Below are 20,254 nucleotides of genomic sequence, written 5' to 3'. Positions count from 1 at the left end.
ATCGGGATTCAGTTCCCTTTCAGGCGGTTAGTTAACATAGATGAATGATGGATTTCCCTGATATGTCACAGGCCAAGCGCCCCGGTTTCTGGTCCACCCTGCGCCTGGGCGCCAGGATGATGATGCGCGACGCCCGGGCGGGCGAACTGCGCCTGTTGGTGCTGGCGCTGGTCGTCGCGGTGGCAGCAGTCACCAGCGTCGGCTTCCTGGCCGACCGCGTCGGACGGGCGCTGGAACGCGATGCCGGCCAGATGCTGGGCGCCGACCTGGTGCTGGACGCCGATGAACCCGTGCCTGCCGCATTCCTGGATCAGGCGCGCGAGCGCGGCCTGAACTTGTCCAGCACCTGGCAGTTCCCGTCCATGGTCGGCGCGGGCGACGGCGCACAACTGGCAGCCTTGAAGGCCGTGGAGCCGGGCTACCCGCTGCGCGGCGCCCTGCGTGTGGCTGAGGCTCCGTTTGCTGCTGACGCGCCCACCCGCGACATCCCTCCCGAAGGCGCGGTCTGGGTGGACGCCCAATTGCTGTCGCTGCTGAACCTGAAAGTGGGCGACACCCTGAACGTCGGCGACGCGCATCTGCGCATCGACCGCGTGATCACCTACGAGCCCGACCGCGGCATGCAGTTCGTCAATGTGGCGCCGCGCGTGCTGCTGCGCGCAAGCGACCTGCCGGCCACCGGCCTGATCGCGCCGGGCAGTCGCATCGGCTATGCCATGCTGGTTGCCGGCCAGCCCGACGCGGTGGCGGGCTATTCGGCCTGGCTCAACCAGAATCTGAAACGCGGCCAGAAGGTCGCCACGCTGGAGTCCGGCCGGCCGGAAGTGCGCCGCACGCTGGACCGCGCGCAGCGCTTCCTGTCGCTGGTGGCGCTGCTGGCCGTGCTGATTTCCGCGGTAGCGGTGGCGCTGGCCGCCGGCCGTTACATGACCCGGCACCGCGACGGGATCGCCGTCATGCGCTGCCTGGGTGCCGTGCAGTCGCAGGTCTCGCGCATGCTGACGCTCGAGTTCACGCTGGTCGGCCTGTTTTCGTCCGCGGCGGGTTGCCTCCTGGGCTATGCCGTGCACCAGGTGCTGGTGATGCTGCTGGGGTCGTTGATCGACACCCAGTTGCCCGCGCCGTCCGCCATTCCCGCTTTGCAGGGCCTCTTGACCGGGCTGTTGCTGCTGCTGGGGTTCGCCTTGCCCGCCCTGGCACAGTTGCGCCATGTGCCGCCGGCGCGGGTGCTGCGGCGCGACGCCGACACGATCAGCGCCCGCAGCGCCTTCGGCTACGCGCTGGGCGCCACGGGCTTTGCCCTGTTGATCTGGTGGTTCGCCGGCGACGCCAAGCTGGGCGGCGTGGTGGCGGGCGGCTTTTTGGGCGCATTCGCCGTCTTCGCGCTGGTGGCGTGGCTGTGCATCCTGGGCCTGGCGCGCGTGCGCGGCCTGGCTTCGGGGCTGCCCGCGTTGCGCTTTGCGCTGGCCGGGGTGGTGCGCCGGCGGGCGGCCACCATCACGCAGGTCTGCGCGCTGGCGGTCGGCCTGATGGCGCTGTTGCTGCTGACGATGACGCGCACCGACCTGATCCAGGGCTGGCAGCGCACCATGCCGCCGGATGCGCCCAACCGCTTCCTGATCAACGTGCAGCCGGACCAGCGCCAGGCCGTGACCGACGCGCTGACCCGCGAAGGCCTGGGCCGCATCACCTTGTCGCCGATGGTGCGCGGGCGGCTGATCGCCATCAACGGCAAGCCTGTCGGACCGGACGACTACGAAGAACCCCGCGCCAAGCGGCTGGTGGACCGCGAGTTCAACCTGTCCTATGGCGACGAGATGCCCTCGTCCAACAAGATCGAGCAGGGCCGCTGGCTGGCGCCCGGGTCGTCCGAGGTATCGCTGGAGTCGGGTCTGGCCAAGACGCTGGGCCTGAAACTGGGCGACAAGATGACCTTCGACGTGGCCGGCCAGCAGGTCGAGGCGGCCGTCTCCAGCACCCGGCGCGTGGATTGGGATACGATGCGCGTGAATTTTTTCGCCATCCTGACCCCGGCGGCGCTCGCCGACATGCCCCAAAGCTGGATCACTTCCTTCTACCTGCCGCCTGAAAAGGCGGCGGTGCTGCCCGCGCTGGTGCGCGAGTTCCCGAACCTGACCGTGTTCGACGTGGGCGCCATCCTGCAGCAATTGCAGTCTGTGCTGAATGAAGTGGGCAAGGCGGTCCAGCTGCTGTTCCTGTTCACCCTGGCGGCCGGCGTGCTGGTGCTGTCGGCGGCGCTGACGGCCACCCGCGACGAGCGCATGCGCGAAGCCGCGGTGCTGCGGGCGCTGGGCGCCACGCGCAGCCAGCTGGCGCGCTCGCAGCGCATCGAACTGTGGGCCGTGGGCGGCCTGGCCGGCCTGCTGGCAGCCGCCGGGGCCACCGCCATCGCTTGGGTTTTATCAACCCAGGTGTTCGACTTCACCATTACCCTCAGCCTCTGGCCGTGGCTGGCGGGTATCGGCGCGGGTATGCTGGGCGCCTGGGCGGGCGGCGCCCTGGCCCTGCGCGGCGTATTGCGTACGCCGCCGCTCGTCACCCTTCGAGAAACTTGATGACGTCCCGCGTCCAAACCATTACTGAACCCGTGGAAAATACCCGCAGCGTTTTTGACCTTCTTGGCGGTGAGCCCGGCGTGCGTGCGCTGGTGGACCGTTTTTACGACCTGATGGACATGGAGCCCGACCTGAAGGAGCTCCGCGCCGCCCACGGTCCCAGCCTGGACCAGGCGCGCGACAAGCTGTTCTGGTTCCTGTGCGGCTACTTCGGCGGCCCTGACCACTATATTGAACGCTTCGGCCACCCCCGCCTGCGCGCCCGCCACCTGCCGTTCTCGATCGGCCAGATCGAGCGCGATCAATGGGTGACCTGCATCGGGCGCGCCATGGAAGACCAGGGTATCGCCCCGCCGCTGGTGGAGCGGTTGCTGGAATCCTTCTACGGCGTGGCGGATTGGATGCGCAACCGTGAAGGCTGACGATACCCGCGGAGGCGCCCAGCGCCAGGCCTGGCCCGCGCCGCTTGCCGGCGCCATGCTCAGCGACGCGTCGCGCCTGGCCGGATCGGGCCCCGAGATCTTCAACCCGGCGCATTACGGTGACCGGGCCCGCCCCGTGGACGCCGGCGGCCGCCAGGCGGCCTGGTTCGTGCAGGGGCAGGGCTGGCAGGGCGTGCTGCGGCGCTACCGCCGCGGTGGCATGATCGCCCGCGTCAGCCGTGACGCCTATCTCTGGAACGGCGAAGACCGCACCCGCAGTTTCCGCGAATACCGGCTGCTGGCCGCCATGCGCGCGCAGGGCCTGGCCGTGCCCGCGCCGCTGGCCGCCGCCTACTGGCGCCAGGGCCCCATCTACCGGGCCGCCATCGTGGTGGAACGGATCCCCGGCGTGCGGCCCTTAGCCCATGCGCTGGCCGAGCCGCTCTGGGGCGCGGTGGCAGAGGCCATCGTCCGCATGCACCGCGCGGGCGTCTGGCACGCTGACCTGAACGCCTTCAACATCCTGATCGGGGGCGACGGCCAGGTCTGGCTGATCGATTTCGACCGCGGCACCCTGGGTTCCCTGTCGGAGCGGCAACGCCAAGGCAACCTGGACCGCCTGCGCCGGTCGCTCGTCAAAGTGGCGGGCGAAGAGGGCGACCGCTTCTGGATGAAGCTGCGCGACAGTTACTGGATCGCCTGGGGCATCGGCGTCCAGCCCTGATCCGGGCAAGGCGCCTATTTGCCGCCATCGGCCCCTAATTGCGTCGACACGGCCCCAAAGTTGGCCGGGCGACCGCTAAAAGGCTTTATGATTTCGCCTTTTGGTAGTCCTGTCATACACGGCATATAGCAAAGGGGGCTCGTAATGGAACTAAGGGCGGGAATGCGCTGGGCGCTAGGCGCGGTGTTGGTCGCGGCATCGGCATCGTCGGCGGTCGCGCAGAACAAGGTCGTCAACGTCTACAACTGGGCCGAATACACGGCTCCGGACACCATTCCGGGTTTCGAAAAGGAAACCGGCATCAAGGTCCGCTATGACGTCTACGACAGCAACGACACGTTGCAGGCCAAACTGCTGGCCGGCAAGTCGGGTTATGACGTCGTTGTCCCGTCCACCCATTACGCCTCGCGCCAGATCGAGGCTGGCCTGTTCCAGAAGCTGGACAAGTCCAAGATCCCGAACTGGAAGTACCTGGACCCGGAAGTGATGGCGCTGGTGGCGACCGTCGACCCCGGCAACGAGTACGCGATTCCCTGGGGCTATGGCACGAACGGCTTGGGCTACAACGTCACCAAGGTCAAGCAGATCATGGGCGACAACGTCGACCTGGCCAATTGGGACATGATCTTCAAGCCCGAAAACGCCGCCAAGCTGAAAGAGTGCGGCATTTCGATGCTGGACGAAGCCGCGCAGGTGTTCCCCGCGGTGCTGAAGTACCTGGGCAAGGATCCCAACAGCACCAACCCGGACGACTACAAGGCCGCGCTGGATGTCCTGAAGCAGATCCGCCCGTACATCCGCCAGTTCAGCTCGTCGGGCTATATCGACGAACTGGCCGTGGGCGATCTGTGCATGGTTTACGGCTTTTCGGGCGACGTGATGATCGCCCGCAAGCGCGCGCAAGAGGCCAAGAAGACGTATGAAGTGAACTACTTCATCCCGAAGGGCGGCGCGCCGGCGTGGTTCGACCTGATGGTCATCCCGAAGGATGCCCCGCATCCCGAAGAGGCCCTGGCGTTCATCAATTACATCGAGACGCCGAAGGTGCATGCGGCCATCACCAACACCATGTTCTATCCCAACGCCAACAAAGAGGCGCGGCAGTACGTGGTGAAGGACGTGGCCGACAACCCCATGATCTACCCCCCGGCGGAAGTCTCCAAGACCCTGTACGTGATCAAGGCGCTGCCCTTGAACGTGCAACGCCTGCAAAACCGGATGTGGTCCGAGCTGAAGTCTGGAAGATAAGTCATCATGAGCGATAGCCGTTACTCGGCGCCGCATACGGTAGATCCGGACGAATTCGTCCGGGTCTCCGATGTGGTCAAGATTTTTGGCGATGTGGTCGCCGTGCGTTCCGTCAACCTGTCCGTCAAGCGCAACGAGATCTTCGCGCTGCTGGGGAGCTCCGGCAGCGGCAAGTCCACCTTGCTGCGCATGCTGGCCGGTTTCGAGGAAGCGACCTCCGGGCAGATACTCCTGGACGGCGAAGACATCACCAGCGTGCCGCCGTACCGGCGCCCCGTGAACATGATGTTCCAGTCCTATGCGCTGTTCCCGCACATGACGGTCGAAGCCAACGTGGCGTTCGGCCTGAAGCAGGAAGGCGTGGACCGCGCCGAAATCCACGACCGCGTGTTCGAAGCCCTGGACCTGGTCCAGATGGCGGGCTATTCGCGCCGCAAGCCCAACCAGTTGTCGGGCGGCCAGCAACAGCGCGTGGCGCTGGCGCGCAGCCTGGTCAAGCGGCCCAAGCTGCTGCTGCTGGACGAGCCCATGTCGGCGCTAGACAAGCAGATCCGCCAGAAGACGCAGATCGAGCTCGTGAAGATCCTGGAGCAGGTCGGCGTGACCTGCATCATGGTCACCCACGACCAGGAAGAGGCCATGACCATGGCGCACCGCCTGGCCGTCATGACCGAAGGGCAGATCGTCCAGTGCGGCACGCCGCAGGACGTCTACGCGTTCCCGAATTCCCGCTTCGTGGCCAGCTTCATCGGGTCGACCAACATGTTCACCGGCACCATCGTCGTCGATGAACCCGATCACGTGGCGATCGAATGTGCGGAGCTCACGCGTCCGCTGTTCGTGAACCACGGCGTCTCTGAGCCGCTGGGCATGGAAGTGCACGTGTCCATCCGGCCCGAACGCCTGGTGGTGTCGCGCGAGCAGCCCGAAGGCGAATACAACTGGGCCCACGGCATGGTCAGCCACATGGCCTGGATGGGCAGCTACGCGCTTTATCAGATCCGCCTGGATTCCGGCAAGACGGTCGAGGCCAGCGTGCCCAGCCTGCTGCTGGCGCAGATGGACGCCCCGGGCATTGACGAAGAGATCTTCGTCAGTTGGGACGCCGACAGCGCGACGGTGCTGGCGTCATGATGCGGTTTTCGCCCCGCGACTGGTTGCCTTCGGGCCGGGCGCTGGCGGTGGTGCCGCCGTTCGCCTGGCTGGTGCTGTTCCTGCTGCTGCCCTTCCTGCTGGTGCTGAAGATCAGCTTTGCCGAGGTGACCTTCGGCATCCCGCCCTATACGGCGCTGGCGGAGTTCAAGGACGAGGCGGTGCAGTTCAGCCTGCACCTGCGCGGCTATATCCTGCTGTTCACCGACAGCCTGTATTTCAAGACCTACCTGAGCTCGGTGAAGATCGCCGGCATCACTACGCTGATCTGCGTGCTGATCGGCTACCCCATCGCGTACTACATCGCCCGGTCCTCGCCCCGCGTGCGCAACCTGTTGCTGCTGGGCGTGATCCTGCCGTTCTGGACGTCGCTGCTGTTGCGCGTGTACGCCTGGGTCGGCATCCTGCGCAACGATGGCCTGCTGAACAACCTGCTGCAAAGCCTGGGGCTGATTTCCAGTCCGCTGGAAATCTACCGCACCGATGTCGCGGTCTACATCGGCATGGTCTATGCGTACCTGCCGTTCTTCATCCTGCCGCTGTACGCGACGCTGGTGAAGATGGACCTGCGCCTGCTGGAAGCCGCCTACGACCTGGGCGCCAAGCCCTGGCAGGCGTTCTGGCAGATCACCGTGCCGCTGTCGCGCCAGGGCGTGATCGCCGGGGCGATGCTGGTGTTCATTCCGGCCGTGGGCGAATACGTGATCCCCGAAATGCTGGGGGGCGCCAATACGTTGATGATGGGCCGCGTCATGTGGAACGAATTCTTCAATAATGCCGACTGGCCGATGGCTTCGGCGGTGACCTGCGTGATGGTCCTGCTGCTGCTCGTGCCGCTGGTCTACTTCCAGTACAACCAAGTCAAGCAGCAGGAACAGGCAGGCGGAGGCCGCAAATGAAGGGCCCCAACAAGACATTGCGCGCCGTGGTGCTGGGGCTGGGGTACTTCTTCCTGTATGTGCCCATCGTCAGCCTGATGGTGTTTTCGTTCAACGAATCGCCCACCGTCACGTCGTGGGCGGGCTTTTCCTTCCGCTGGTACCACGCGTTGTTCAATGACGACGCGCTGCTGCGGTCGGCCTGGCTGTCGTTTCGTATCGCGGCGATGACGGCGACGGCGGCCGTCATCATCGGCACCTGGGCCGGTTATGTGCTGGGCCGCATGGGGCGCTTTCGCGGGTTCTCGCTGTACGTGGGCATGCTGAGCGCGCCGCTGGTCATTCCCGAAGTCGTGCTGGGTATTTCGCTGCTGCTGATGTTCGTCGAACTGCGCGGCAGCCTGGGCTGGCCGGCGGAAAACGGCATCTTCACGATCTGGGTGGGGCACGTGACGCTGTGCATGGCGTTCGTGGCAGTCGTCATCCAGACCCGCATCCGCGACCTGGACCGGTCGCTGGAAGAGGCGGCGCTGGACCTGGGCGCCACGCCTATCACCGTGTTCTTCAAGATCACGCTGCCGCTGATCGCGCCGGCGCTGGCCTCGGCCTGGCTGCTGTCCTTCACGCTGTCGCTCGATGACGTCGTCTTGGCGTCGTTCCTGTCCGGCCCCAGTTCCAGCACGCTGCCGATGGAAGTGTTCTCGCGCGTGCGCTTGGGCCTGAAACCCGAGATCAACGCGCTGGCCACTTTGTTCATCCTCGCGGTGGGCACCTGCGTGATCCTGGCCAACCGCCTGCAATGGCGCAAGGAGTCCGAATCCAAATGAAGCAACAAACCACCCTGTATGGCCTGACCAAGTGCAGCACGTGCATCAAGGCGCGCGACTGGTTGTCGGAGCACGGCGTCGAGCACGCCTTCGTCGACTACCGTGACGATCCCGTGCCGGCTGCCACGCTGAAGGCGTGGTCGGAAAAAGTCGGCGGCTGGGAAAAGCTGGTCAACCGCGCGTCGATGACGTGGCGCAATCTGCCCGAAGACCGCAAGACCGCGCACACCGATGCCCAGTGGAGCAAGCTGATCGCGGAATATCCCGCGCTGGTGCGCCGCCCCGTCACGGTGACGCCGGACGGCGAGGTCACCGTGGGTTTCAGCGAAAAGCGCTACGGCGAACGGTTCGCCTGACGCGACGTTCGCAGCGATGGCATCCCCCATCCAGGCATCGGGCAGCGCCGCTTCGGCGTTGCCCGATGCCTTTTTTGACCGCGACGCGTCCGAGCTCGCACGCGATCTGCTGGGCAAGGTCATCCGCCATCGTGTGGACGGCTTGTGGCTGGCGGTGCGCATCATCGAGACCGAAGCCTATTACCTGGAAGAAAAGGGCAGCCACGCCTCGCTGGGCTACACCCACAAGCGCCGCGCCCTGTTCATGGATGGCGGCGTCATCTACATGTATTACGCGCGCGGCGGCGATTCGCTGAACTTCAGCGCCGCCGGCCCCGGCAACGCCGTGCTGATCAAATCGGGCCATCCCTGGACGGACGCGCGCTCCGGCCCCGAGGCCCTGGCGCGGATGCAGCAGCTCAATCCCGACGCGCAAGGCCAGCCACGCCCGCCGTCGCGCCTGTGCGCCGGGCAGACGCTGCTGTGCCGATCGCTGGGGTTGAAAGTGCCGGAGTGGGATGCGCGCCGTTTCGATCCGGATGCGCTCTATGTCGAGGACGTGGGCGCTTCGCCCCAGGCCTTGATCTGCACCACGCGGCTGGGGATCCCGCCCGGGCGCGACGAGCATCTGCATTACCGCTATGTGGATCCTGCCTACGCCGCGGTCTGCACGCGCAACCCGTTGCGGCGGGGGCAACGCGCCGGACACGACTACGTATGGGTGGACCGCCAGGGCATCGTGCTGCCCGAAGACCCGCGGCCAAACGCGCGCTAGGCGTCGGCGGCGCCCTGGATGCGCTCAAGCAGGGCGTCTCGCATTTCCTTGTATTTTCGCGCGATGCGCTTGCGGTTCAGCGACTTGCTCCACGCGTAGAGCGGGATCAGCGGCAGCACGCCGAATCCGTCGATCAGGTACAGGCCCTGCTTGCCGTCGGCGTTCTGGCCACAGGCGATATTGCTGGCCGACACGTCATGCAGCACGACATGGGCGTCAGCCAGATCCGCGAAGAATTCATCCAGCTGTCCGAAAAAAACGTCGTCGACCAGGCCTTGCCGGGCCAGGTCGGCCACCGTGGGGGCGATATTGCCCGCCGGGTCGGTGATCTTCTCGACCAGCAGGCCCAGGCCCAGCGTGGTCTGCGCCACGCCCAGGATGCGCGCCATGGGCACCTGCCACACCCCGGAGGGGCGGGTGGTCGTGGTGACGTATTCCGACAGCTCGTTCAGATAGACGCGGTAGGCGCTTTCCCGCTGGTACTGCTTGTACCAGCGCTTGAATGGCCGGGCTTCGAGGTAGACGGCGCGGGCGCGCATGTCCATCACTTTGACGAGCAAAGACGGCGCGTGGGGGTGCTGGAAAATGTGGCGGTCGCCGCCCGTCGCAAGCGGACGCTCGGCGTTCAGATCCAGTGGTCCGAAAACCGACTGGAACGACACCGCGGGTCGACAGGAGGGAAGATCAGCGGGATTCAAATGAGATCAGGCGATGGTTCAGAGTGGGAGAAGTTTAATCCCGTTGCGCGCCGGCAGTGCCCAAGCGGGCGTCAAACTAATGTCGTTTGGTTACAACGCGACGCTGATGCGTCCTACAATTCTGCCTTTGGAGAGCCCTCTTTTGAACGACATTCTGCTTTGGATTGCCGCCGGTGGCGCGGTATTGGCTTGCTTGGCCGCCGTGCTGGCGTGGCTGCGGCCTCCCGCCCGCGACGCCCGGCTGGACGCGCTGCTGGAAGGCCTGGAACGCACCGAGCGCGCGCTGCGCGCCGACATCACCGAAGGCCAGCGCGGCTTGCGCAGCGAATTCGCGGAATCCACCCGCGCGTTGCGGCTGGAGCTGTCGCAATCGCATGGCGACCTGCGCGCCGGATTGTCGCGTGACGCCCAGGCCTCGCGCGCGGAATCCGCCGAGTCCCTGGCACGTTTCGCCGCCGGATTCGGCGAGCAGCTGCAGGGGCTGATCCAGATCAACGAACGCCGCCTCATGGAGGTGCGCGCCACGGTGGACCAGCGCCTGCAATCGTTGCAGACGGACAACAGCGCGAAGCTGGATGAGATGCGTCGCACCGTGGATGAAAAGCTCCATGCCACGCTGGAGCAGCGCCTGGGTGAGTCCTTCAAACTGGTGTCGGACCGGCTGGAGGCCGTGCACAAAGGCCTGGGCGAGATGCAGGCCCTGGCGGCCGGCGTGGGCGACCTGAAGCGGGTGCTGACCAACGTGAAGTCGCGCGGCACCTGGGGCGAAGTGCAACTGGCCCGGCTGATCGAAGACAACATGACGCCCGATCAGTACGCCAGCAATATCAAGCCGGTGCCCGGCAGCGATGCCGTCGTCGAGTTCGCAATCCGCCTGCCGGGCCGGGGCGACGGCGGCGAGCCGGTCTGGCTGCCGATCGACGCGAAATTCCCCAAGGAAGAATACGAGCGCCTGATGGATGCGCAAGAAGCCGCAGACGTCGAAGGCGTGAAAGCGGCCGGTGCCGCCCTGGGCCGGGCGGTCGAAGTGCAGGCAAGGCTGATCGCCAGCAAGTACGTCGCGCCGCCCCACACGACCGACTTCGCCATCATGTTCCTGCCGACGGAAAGCCTGTATGCCGAGGTGCTGCGGCGGCCGGGCCTGCTGGACAAGCTGCATGACCTGCGCATCAACGTGGCCGGGCCCAGCAACCTGGCCGCCTTGCTCAACAGCTTGCAGATGGGTTTTCGCACGTTGGCCATCGAGCAGCGCTCGTCCGAAGTCTGGCAGGTGCTGCGTGCGGTCAAGACCGAATTCGGCAAGTTCGGCGAAGCGCTGGCCAGCGTCAAGAAGACGCTCGACACGGCCAGCAACAAGATCGGCCAGACCGAAGTGCGCACCCGCGCGATGCTTCGGAACCTGAAAAGCGTCGAAGCCCTGCCCGAGGCGGAATCCATCCGGTTATTGGGGGCAGGGACGGATGCCGAAGCGGAAGGGGATGCCGATAACGACGTGAACGAAGACGCGGACGCCCCGCGCACGCCCGCCAGCGGCGCAATCTGATCCGTCTGCCCGGCCAGGGCAGTTGTGGTTGAAGCGGGGAAGGTCGCCCTGCGAGCTTGTTGCCTGCGCGGACTGTCGATATCCTGACATGTGCGGCATCCTGCCGTCGAACCCTGGAGCATCGCAAGCATGAGCACCGCTGAACGCCATGATTCCTCTTCCCTCGACGCGACGGCGCTGGGCGCCGATATCGCCCAAGGGGTTACGACCGCGCTTGCTGCGATGCAGCAGGCAGTGGACCGGGTGGCGGCGCGCAATCCCTCGATCAACGCGGCCTGCGGCATGCAGCCCGAAACCGGGCTGCGCCTGGCCCAGGCGCTGGACGACGAACTGGCGGCGCTGACGCCCGAACAGCGCGTGGCGCAATTGCAAAGCCGGCCCTTTTTGGGCGTGCCCACCTTGCTGAAGGACCTGGGCACGGCGGCGTTGGGCTTGCCCAGCGCGATGGGCTCGGTGCTGTACGGCCATGTCGACTGGAATGTCGACGCCGAAATCGTCAAACGCTACCGCCGCGCAGGGTTGATCCCGTTCGGCCGCACCACCAGCGCTGAACTGGGCTTAAGCCCCACTACCGAATCGCCAGCCTACGGCCGCCCCACGCAGAACCCCTGGAAGGCCGGCCACAGCGCTGGAGGATCCAGCGGCGGCGCGGGCGCGGCGCTGGCCAGCGGCATGGTGCGGATCGCGCACGGCAGCGATGGCGGCGGCTCCATCCGCATCCCGGCTTCGTGCTGCGGCGTGCTGGGCCTGAAACCGTCCCGAGGGATGATGCCGTTGGGGCCGCTCAAGGGCGAAGGCTGGGGCGGCCTGGCGACCGAACACATGATGACCCTGTCGGTGCGCGATTGCGCCGCGTCGCTGGACATCAGCGCGGGGGCCGACGTCGGCGCGCCTTATGCGGCGCCGGCGATACCGGCAGAGTCCTATCGCGCCGTGGTGGCGCGGGTCTCGGCCGATCCGCACGCGGCCACGCGCCGCCGCATCGCATTCATCAACACCACGTACGAAGGCGCCGCGATCCATCCCGAAGTGGCCGCCGCCGTGGACGAGGCCGCGCGGCTCTTTGCCGGGCTGGGCCATGAATTGGTGCCGGCAGCGCCGCCGGTGGGATCCGAAGAAGTGCTGTCACCGATGCTGCCGCTGATCGCCAGCGCTGCGGCCAACGCCATCGACACGTTTGTGGCGGCGCGCGGGCGCCGGCTGGCGGCCGACGAATTGCAGCCCACCACCCTGGGCGCGCGCGAGTACGCCCGCGCCATCTCCGGCGCGCAATACGTGGCCTGCGTGGATACCTGCCACGAAATCACGCGCCGTATCGGACGCTTCCTGCATCGGGATGGCACGCAGGGCTACGACCTGTTCCTCAGCCCCGTGCTGGCGCAACCGCCGGCGCCCATTGGCCGGTATGCCATGGACAACGCCGACTACCTGGCCTACCGTCTGGGCAAGAAGGGCGTGATCGGCTATTCGCCGTTCGCGCCTCTTGCCAACCTGACCGGCATGCCCGCGATCTCCATTCCATTTGCCGTGTCGTCCGACGGATTGCCGATCGGCATTCAGGTCATGGGCCCGCTGGGCAGCGAAGCCCTGCTGCTGGAGCTGGCGGCGCAGGTCGAAGCCTTGCGGCCCTGGGCGCTGGTGGCACCCATGGCCAGATAGCGGAGTTTCCACGGAGCAGCCATGTCATCGTTCGCGACGCATACCGTACAGAACCAGGTTCCGCCCCTGGAAGACTATTCCCTGTACGACACCGACCCTGCTTTGCGCGAGGCGGTGCGGCGCGAGGGGGCTGACAACTGGGCGGGCGACCTGGCCGCGCATGGCGCCTGGCTGGGGCGCGCGCAGACGCTGGCCGCCGGCGCCGAGGCCAACCGCTGTCCTCCCCGGTTGGTGGGTTACGACCGCGGCGGCCACCGGATCGATCACGTGGAATTCCATCCCGCCTGGAACCTGCTGGTGAGCGGCATCCTGGCCCGCGGCCTGCACAGCCGCGCCTGGGCCCAGCCAGTGCCGGGCGCGCAGGTGGCGCGGGCCGCGGCCTACCTGATGCAGGGCCAGGTGGAGGCCGGCACGCTGTGCCCCACCACCATGACGTTTGCCGCCGTACCGCTACTGCAGCGCGAGCCGGCGGGCGCCATCGACTTTGCCGGCCAATGGCTGCCCGCGCTGTATTCGCGTGAGTTCGACGCGGCCGACGCGCCGCTGTCCGCCAAGCGCAGCGCATTGATCGGGATGGGGCTGACCGAAAAGCAGGGCGGTTCGGATTTGCGCGCGGTCAGCACCCGCGCCGTGCCCCTGGGCGCGCCGGGCCGCGGCAACGCCTACGAACTGGTGGGCCACAAATGGTTTTTCTCGGTGCCGCAGGCGGACGCGCACCTGGTGCTGGCGCAAACCGACGAAGGACTGAGCTGCTTCTTCGTGCCGCGCTGGATTCCGGATGGTCCGCGCAACGCCATCCGCGTGCGCCGTCTGAAAGACAAGTTGGGCAACCGCAGCAACGCCAGCGGGGAAGTGGAATTCGAAGGCGCATGGGGCGTCATGGTGGGCGAACCCGGGCGGGGCTTGGCCGTGCTGCTGGAAATGGCCGCGACGACCCGGCTGGACTGCGTGCTGGGCAGCGCCGCGCTGCTCAGGCAGGCGCTGGTGCAGTCCCTGCATCACGCGCAGCATCGCCAGGTCTTCGGCAAACCGTTGATCGAGCAGCCGTTGATGCGCAACGTGCTGGCCGATCTGGCGCTGGAAAGCGAAGCGGCCATGGTGCTGGCGCTGCGGCTGGCGCGGGCAGTAGACGCGCGCGCCGATGCCCCGGCGCGTGCCCTCGTGCGCGTGGGCACGCCCGCGGCCAAATTGTGGATCTGCAAGCGCGCCATCCATGCAGTGGCGGAATGCATGGAGACCTGGGGTGGCAACGGCTACGTAGAAGAGGGGCCGATGCCCCGGATCTATCGGGAAACGCCGGTCAATTCCATCTGGGAAGGGTCAGGCAACGTCATGGCGCTGGACGTGCTGCGCGCCTTGCAGCGCGAACCCGAGGCCCTGCCCGCGCTGGAGCAGGAATTCGCGCTGGCAGCCGGGCGGCATCGCGCCTTCGACGAGGCCGTGGCGCGCTGGCGAGCCTTGCTGGCCGATCAGGCGCAAGCGGAATTCCAGGCACGCCGTGTCGCGGGCGGGCTGGCGCGGCTGTGGCAGGCCGCCTTGCTGATCCAGCATGCGCCCGAACCTGTCGCGCAGGCGTTTGTTGCCAGCCGCCTGCACGCGGACGGCGGTATTTTCGGGGAACTGGCGGCCGGCGCCGACACTCAAGCGATCCTCTCGCGGGCCTGGCCTGCGGTCGCATGCTAAATTTCCTGGCTTGACCAACCTTCCCGTAGTCTTCTCCGCCATGCTCTCCCAACAAGAACTCAAGCAACAAGCCGCCGATGCCGCCCTGGAATTCGTTGAACAGGTCGCCGGCCCGGACGCCATCATCGGCGTGGGCACCGGCTCCACGGCCGATCTGTTCATCGATGGCCTGGCGCGTTTCAAGGGTCGCATCGCCGGCACGGTCGCCAGCTCGGAGCGCAGCGCGGCCCGCCTGGCCGGCCACGGCCTGAAGGTGCTGGACCTGAACGACGTGAAGACCATGCCGATCTACGTGGACGGCGCCGATGAAATCGATGCCAATCTGCACATGATCAAGGGCGGGGGCGGTGCGCAGACGCGCGAAAAGATCGTGGCTTCGGTCGCCGAGCGCTTCATCTGCATCGTCGACGAATCCAAGCTGGTCCAGACCCTGGGCAAGTTCCCGTTGCCGCTGGAAGTCATTCCAATGGCGCGCGAGTCGGTGGCCCGCGCGCTGGCGGCCCTGGGCGGCCAGCCGCGCTTGCGCGAAGGCTTCGTCACCGATAATGGCAATATCATCCTGGACGTGGCGGGCCTGGCCATCACCGACGCCCGCGATTTCGAAGCCCGTGTGAACAATCTGCCGGGCGTTGTCACCTGCGGCCTGTTTGCGCTGGCCGGCGCCGACGTGGCGCTGTTGGCTACCCAGAACGGCATCCGTCGCCTGGACCGCGCCGCGTAAGCGTCCCTGTCCCCGCGCGGTCTGCGTGTTGCCCCGTTTGCCCGCCTTGCGGGCGGCGGGGGCTCGATTCATAATCTTGTCACACTTGGGTCATAACCTTGCCGGTTGTGCAGGCCCATCTCGTAATTCTCTTATTTCGGGGCAATGCAATGAGATCAACCACGCAGGGAGCCCGGATGACGGAGCATACAAACAAGCAGTTCGACGCCGATCTGGAAAGCGTCCGTTCGCAGTTCTTGCAAATGGGCGGCTTGGTGGAAGCCATGATCCAGGAAGCGATCGACGCGCTGGCCACCGGCGACCTGTCGCTGGTGGAGAAGGTCCGTGAGCGGGAAAAGGAAGTCAACCGCCACGAAGTCGAAATCGACGAAAGCATCAGCCGCATCCTGGCCCGGCATCAGCCTACCGCCATCGACCTGCGCATGCTGATGGCCGTGTCCAAGATGCTGACCGACATGGAGCGTTCCGGCGACGAGGCCGAAAAGGTCGCGACTGTTGCCCGCCGCATCCACGAAGCCGAATTGCGCCACATCCCGGTGATCGAACTGCGCCACATGGCTGCCAATGTGCGCACCATGCTGCACCAGGCGCTGGACGCGTTCGCCCGCCTTGACCCGATCCAGGCCGCCGCCGTCGTGCGCAGCGACAAGGAAGTGGACAAGGAATGGAAGGGGGCCTTGCGCCACCTGATCACCTACATGATCGAAGACCCGCGCACCATCTCGCGCGCCATCGACATGATCTTCATTGCGCGCGCGCTGGAACGCATCGGCGACCACGCCAAGAACATGTCCGAACGCGTGATCTACATGGTCAAGGGCGCCGACGTGCGTCACACCGGCGTGAAGAACACCGAGCGCCTGGCGCGCGGTGAAGACGGTTCCGAAGACGACGAGCAGCAGCCGGGTCAGTAAGCCCCAGGCCGCCATCAGCGACCGCGTAAAAAACCCCAGTGCAGCATGCCCTGGGGTTTTTTCTTGCCTGATCGGGCCGCCGCCTGCGCGGACTACAGCGGCAGCACGGCGCCCTGGCACAGGCGCGGGTCCGGCACGCCGGGCTTGCCGGCGTCGACACGGCCGGCCAGGCGACGCCCGAACGCCGGCAGCGCGGGGGCGCTGATTTCCAGGTCGTACCAGCCTTCACAGCCGGCGTATTTAAGTTCCAGCGCCCCGCCTGCCTGCACGTGCGTCATGGCGCGCCAGCCGTCGCCCATGTGCGATTCCACCTTCACGGGTTGCGGCGTGTCGCTGTGATTGATCAGGCGCAGGCGCAAGCCCGAAGTCACGGGGACGAACTGCGCCTCCAGCATGCCGGCATCCCGCGCATCGCCGCGGAATTCCCGATGAAAGCCGTCCGGCCCCAAGAGCCACAGGTCATAAGCGCCATGCTCGCCCAGGCGCCAGCCGTCATCCAGCCGCGCGCCGTGGCCTATGGTGTAGCGACGGGGCGCATGCGCCAGGTCCAGGCGGTTGTACACATGGAGCACGGCGCCCGCGCTGCCGGAATTGCGCAAGGTCAGGCGGTAGTGCTCGCCGTCGGCCGTCATGCGGCCCACGGCTTCCAGCGCGTATGGCAGCGGGCAGGCGTGGCGGTTGCTGTCGGGATGAAGCGAACCCCGGTCGCCGGCAAAGTCGAACGCGGAGGTCAGGTCGCCAGCGACGGCGCGGCGCCACGGGCTGATATTGGGTTCGGCCACGCCGAAGCGGGCCTCCAGGAAGCGGATCACCGAAGTGTGGTCGAACACCTGCGAGTTGACCCAGCCGCCGCGGCTCCAGGGTGACACCACCAGCATCGGCACCCGCGGGCCCAGGCCGAAGCCGCGGCCGTGCAGGTTGGCGGGATCATCGTTGGACGCGGCGCTGGGGCCGTGGCGAGTGTCGTGGTATTCGCCATCCAGCTCCACCGTGGAAAGTCCGCCCGAGCGGCCGTCGGCATGGCGGGCGGGCGGCGCGGGCGGCGGCATGTGATCGAAGAAGCAGTCGTTCTCGTCGTAGGTGACGAGGAACACGCAGCGGCTCCAGGTCTCCGGGTTGCGGGTCAGGATGTCCAGCACGCGCTCGGTGTATGCGCCGCCTTGGCGAGGCGACGACACTTCCGGATGTTCGGAGTCGGCAGTGGGCGCGATGATCCAGGACACCTGGGGCAGCGTGCCCGCGTCGACGTCGCGGGCCAGGTCGTCCAGCGTATAGGTGGACAGGCCGCGGTCGCGCAAGGGGGCATCGGCTGCGCCGCTGGCGTGCTGGCGGCGGTACTGCCTGAAGCCGGCCAGCGGGTTGTCGTGGAAGTTGTCCGCCATGTCCTGGTAGACGCGCCAGTCCACGCCGGCGGCTTGCAGGCGTTCAGGGTACGTGGTCCAGGCGTAGCCTTCATCGGGCGGGCCCAGGCGGTCGAAAGTGTTGACCAGCGCGGGGCCGCCGGCCTGGCCCTGCGGATCGTTGGTGCCCGTCCACAGGAACAGTCGGTTGGGATTGGTGCCGGCGTGCAATGAGCAATGGTAGGCGTCGCACACGGTGAAGGCGTTGGCCAGCGCCGTCTGGAAGGGGACGTCGTCGCCGGTGTAGGCGCCCAGTCCCAGGCGGCTCTTGGCGGACAGCCATTGGTCCATGCGGCCGTCATTCCATGCGCGCTGCGCATCGTCCCAGGTGTGCGGCGTGATGTAGCCCACCGGCGTGTGGCTGGCATATTGCGTGCGCAACGCATAGGGGCGGCAGCTTGCCTCGCCATCCGACTGCGTCAGCACGTTGCCGGCCGCCGTGGGCGCCGGGTGCGGGTCCGCGAAACCGCGCACACCAGGCAGCGTGCCGAAATAGTGGTCGAACGACCGGTTCTCCTGCATCAGGACGACGACGTGCTGCACGTCGTGAAGCGTACCGGTCTTGCGGTCTGGGGCAATTGCCAGCGCGCGCGCGATGGACGGCGGTGGATCCGCGGGATGGGGCAAGCGCGATTCTTCTCTCATGACAGCATTAATACGGCCAACAATGTTCGAATCTTAAGCGCAGCAGGCACTGCCGTCTTGATGATGTGCGGGCAGTCCCTGAAAACGCGAAGCCCCTCGCTGGCGAGGGGCTTCGGAGGGGCGCGCCGGATGCCGTCTGGCATGGTCGGCGAAGCGGATCAGGCCGAGGGCGGGACGTAGCCGTGGGCTTCTACCGTACCGTCTTCGAACAGGAAGCGTTCCATCTGTTCTTTCAGGTACTTGCGCGCGCGGGCGTCGGCCAGGTTCAGGCGGTTTTCGTTGACCAGGCGGGTCTGGATAGCTTTCCATTCTTCCCAAGCTTCCTTGGAAATGCTCTGCCAGATCTTCGTGCCGAGCTCGCCGGGGTAGGGAGGAAAGTCCAGCCCCTCGGCTTCACGCTTCAATTTCACACAGTTGACGATACGGGACATGGTTCGCTGCCGAAAAGATGGATAACGGCGTATTTTAGCGGGCTTGGCGTCCGGAGGGCGCCAAGCCCCTTCGAGCCCTGCGGTCAGGGCCCGTGCCGGCGGTTACAGCTTCTTGATGAAGACCATGCTGTTGCGCGAACGGTTGTAGTTGTTCTGCTTTTCGCGGGGCAGGTCCGTGACGCCGCCCTGCACGAATCCGCGCTTGATGAACCAGTGCGACGTCCGGGTGGTCAGCACGAACAAGCGCTTGGCGCCGGTGGCCCGGGCGCGGGACTCCATATGGCGCAGCAGGATTTCGCCTTCGCCGGAGCCCTGCCATTCGGGGTGCACGATCAGGCAGGCCATTTCGGCCATATGCTCGTCGGCGAAGGTATGCAGGGCGGCGCAGCCGTAGATCACGCCGTCGTGCTCCAGCACCGTGAAATTCTCCACGTCGCGTTCGATCACGCTGCGCGGGCGCGGCACCAGCGTGCCGTCGGCTTCCAGCGGTTCGATCAGGCTCAGGATGGCGCCCACGTCGTCGATCGTGGCGGCGCGCAGATCGTCCAGCGTGTCTTCCACCACCATGGTGCCCACGCCGTCGTGGGTGAAGATCTCGAGCAGCACGCTGCCGTCCAGCGCGAACGGCAGCAGGTGGGCGCGGGCTACGCCGCGTTTGACCGCCAGCGACGCGTATTGCAGGAAGGCGTGGGTTTCTTCGTCCAGTTCGCCGCCGGCCAGCAGCGCGTCGGCGTCCACACGGGCCAGTTCGGTGTCCAGCGTACCGTCGTCGTTCAGCACGCCTTGCGAGGTGGACAGGAAGATCAGCTTTTCGGCGCGCAGCGCCACGGCGACGCTGGTGGCCAGGTCTTCCATGGCCAGGTTGAACGCGTCGCCCGTGGGCGAGAAGCCCAGCGGCGACAGCAGCACCACCGACGAGCCTTTCTCAATGGCGAACTTCAATGCCTCGGTGTCGATCTTGCGCACCTGGCCGGTGTGCTTGTAGTCCACCCCGTCCAGCACGCCGGTGGGACGCGCCGTCACGAAATTGCCCGAAATGACGCGGATGTGCGCGTGCGACATCGGCGTGTTGGGCAGCCCCTGGCTGAAGGCGGCTTCGATGTCCAGGCGGATCTCGCCCGCGGCTTCCTTGGCGCATTCCAGCGCGGCGGCGTCGGTGGGGGACAGGCCGCGGTCGAACTGCTGCGTGAAACCCTTCAGGCGCAGCTGTTCATTGACCTGCGGGCGCGAGCCATGCACCAGCACCAGCCGGATCCCGAGCGACGACAGCAAGGACAGGTCCTGCACCAGCGTATTCAGCGCGCCGGCCTGCACCAGTTCGCCACCGAACGCCACCACGAATGTCTTGCCTCGGAATGCATGCACATAGGGCGCCACGTCTCGAAACCATCGGACGAACTGGGCGGGTGCGAATTCTGGGGCTTCGAGGGCGGAGACGGTGTCTGGTTCCAGGTCGGGCATGATGGGCGGAGGGATTCCTGAGAGTCGGTAAAAACGCGGCGCTTTGCCGCGCCATAGCGCCGTCCGGTGACGGCGTGGCGAAATTATATGGCCGTCGGGGGCGGGTGCAGGCGGAAAATCAGCGCTTATTTCGTACCCGATTTCTACCGCGTCGGGCTGGCC

At 66.5% G+C, this 20,254-nt stretch carries 18 protein-coding genes; 14 read left to right on the top strand and 4 right to left on the bottom strand.

What is annotated here, in order from left to right:
• Positions 1 to 44 precede the first annotated feature (44 nt).
• The 9 genes from AC27VE_RS19490 (at position 45) to AC27VE_RS19450 (ending at position 8,937) form a co-directional block, all read left to right on the top strand.
• The gene (locus AC27VE_RS19490; protein WP_454676417.1) at positions 45 to 2,576 is read left to right on the top strand and encodes an ABC transporter permease; all 2,532 of its coding nucleotides are present in this window, start codon (positions 45 to 47) and stop codon (positions 2,574 to 2,576) included.
• Positions 2,576 to 2,998 (top strand): group II truncated hemoglobin, encoded by a 423-nt coding sequence (locus AC27VE_RS19485; protein ID WP_167390155.1) that lies wholly within the window; start codon positions 2,576 to 2,578, stop codon positions 2,996 to 2,998. Before AC27VE_RS19490 ends, AC27VE_RS19485 begins: the two co-directional genes overlap by 1 nt.
• A complete protein-coding gene (locus AC27VE_RS19480; protein ID WP_488704731.1) occupies positions 2,988 to 3,722 on the top strand; it encodes a 3-deoxy-D-manno-octulosonic acid kinase in 735 nt (244 codons plus the stop codon). The genes AC27VE_RS19485 and AC27VE_RS19480 overlap by 11 nt, the downstream gene beginning before the upstream one ends.
• 144 nt (positions 3,723 to 3,866) lie before the next feature.
• Positions 3,867 to 4,970 carry a polyamine ABC transporter substrate-binding protein gene (locus AC27VE_RS19475; RefSeq protein WP_088590650.1) on the top strand — a complete coding sequence of 368 codons (1,104 nt, stop codon included), beginning with the start codon at positions 3,867 to 3,869 and terminating at the stop codon, positions 4,968 to 4,970.
• Positions 4,971 to 4,976: 6 nt separating this feature from the next.
• Complete coding sequence (locus AC27VE_RS19470) at positions 4,977 to 6,104, top strand: ABC transporter ATP-binding protein (RefSeq protein ID WP_006224898.1); 1,128 nt, start codon at positions 4,977 to 4,979, stop codon at positions 6,102 to 6,104.
• Positions 6,101 to 7,021, top strand: a complete 921-nt coding sequence (locus tag AC27VE_RS19465) for an ABC transporter permease subunit (protein WP_035213161.1) — start codon at positions 6,101 to 6,103, stop codon at positions 7,019 to 7,021. Before AC27VE_RS19470 ends, AC27VE_RS19465 begins: the two co-directional genes overlap by 4 nt.
• Positions 7,018 to 7,827 (top strand): ABC transporter permease subunit, encoded by an 810-nt coding sequence (locus AC27VE_RS19460; RefSeq protein WP_006224896.1) that lies wholly within the window; start codon positions 7,018 to 7,020, stop codon positions 7,825 to 7,827. Before AC27VE_RS19465 ends, AC27VE_RS19460 begins: the two co-directional genes overlap by 4 nt.
• Positions 7,824 to 8,183, top strand: coding sequence for a Spx/MgsR family RNA polymerase-binding regulatory protein (locus AC27VE_RS19455; RefSeq protein ID WP_088590651.1), 360 nt, complete (start codon positions 7,824 to 7,826; stop codon positions 8,181 to 8,183). Before AC27VE_RS19460 ends, AC27VE_RS19455 begins: the two co-directional genes overlap by 4 nt.
• Before the next feature lie 16 nt (positions 8,184 to 8,199).
• Positions 8,200 to 8,937, top strand: a complete 738-nt coding sequence (locus AC27VE_RS19450) for a DNA-3-methyladenine glycosylase (RefSeq protein ID WP_488704730.1) — start codon at positions 8,200 to 8,202, stop codon at positions 8,935 to 8,937.
• Here the strand turns inward: AC27VE_RS19450 and AC27VE_RS19445 are convergent.
• Positions 8,934 to 9,635, bottom strand: a complete 702-nt coding sequence (locus tag AC27VE_RS19445) for a PhoP regulatory network YrbL family protein (protein WP_488704729.1) — start codon at positions 9,633 to 9,635, stop codon at positions 8,934 to 8,936. The two genes, AC27VE_RS19450 and AC27VE_RS19445, sit on opposite strands and share 4 nt — an antisense overlap.
• A gap of 106 nt (positions 9,636 to 9,741) precedes the next feature.
• On the opposite strand from AC27VE_RS19445, the gene AC27VE_RS19440 reads away from it, so the two are divergent.
• From AC27VE_RS19440 to phoU, 5 genes are all read left to right on the top strand, one after another.
• Positions 9,742 to 11,178: a DNA recombination protein RmuC gene (locus AC27VE_RS19440; RefSeq protein WP_488704728.1), complete on the top strand. Its 1,437-nt coding sequence runs from the start codon at positions 9,742 to 9,744 to the stop codon at positions 11,176 to 11,178.
• A 129-nt stretch (positions 11,179 to 11,307) separates the two neighbouring features.
• The gene (locus AC27VE_RS19435) at positions 11,308 to 12,837 is read left to right on the top strand and encodes an amidase (protein WP_427957018.1); all 1,530 of its coding nucleotides are present in this window, start codon (positions 11,308 to 11,310) and stop codon (positions 12,835 to 12,837) included.
• 21 nt (positions 12,838 to 12,858) lie between these two features.
• Positions 12,859 to 14,520, top strand: coding sequence for an isovaleryl-CoA dehydrogenase (locus AC27VE_RS19430; protein WP_488704727.1), 1,662 nt, complete (start codon positions 12,859 to 12,861; stop codon positions 14,518 to 14,520).
• 40 nt (positions 14,521 to 14,560) lie between these two features.
• Complete coding sequence (rpiA, locus tag AC27VE_RS19425; protein ID WP_088590657.1) at positions 14,561 to 15,241, top strand: ribose-5-phosphate isomerase RpiA; 681 nt, start codon at positions 14,561 to 14,563, stop codon at positions 15,239 to 15,241.
• Between the two features lie 176 nt (positions 15,242 to 15,417).
• A complete protein-coding gene (gene phoU, locus AC27VE_RS19420) occupies positions 15,418 to 16,155 on the top strand; it encodes a phosphate signaling complex protein PhoU (RefSeq protein WP_315140566.1) in 738 nt (245 codons plus the stop codon).
• 92 nt (positions 16,156 to 16,247) lie between these two features.
• Here the strand turns inward: phoU and AC27VE_RS19415 are convergent, their stop codons facing one another.
• The 3 genes from AC27VE_RS19415 to argA form a co-directional block, all read right to left on the bottom strand.
• Entirely contained in the window at positions 16,248 to 18,200 is a 1,953-nt protein-coding gene (locus AC27VE_RS19415; protein ID WP_488704726.1) for a phosphocholine-specific phospholipase C, read from the bottom strand.
• Positions 18,201 to 18,358: 158 nt separating this feature from the next.
• A complete protein-coding gene (locus tag AC27VE_RS19410; protein ID WP_006218476.1) occupies positions 18,359 to 18,631 on the bottom strand; it encodes an oxidative damage protection protein in 273 nt (90 codons plus the stop codon).
• A gap of 102 nt (positions 18,632 to 18,733) precedes the next feature.
• Positions 18,734 to 20,092, bottom strand: a complete 1,359-nt coding sequence (gene argA / locus AC27VE_RS19405; RefSeq protein WP_006224886.1) for an amino-acid N-acetyltransferase — start codon at positions 20,090 to 20,092, stop codon at positions 18,734 to 18,736.
• Positions 20,093 to 20,254: the final 162 nt, after the last annotated feature.

It is taken from the genome of Achromobacter sp. 18P8.1.1, assembly GCF_057799415.1.
Note: the sequence above shows the minus strand (reverse complement) of the source record. Positions and strands in the feature narration are given on the sequence as shown.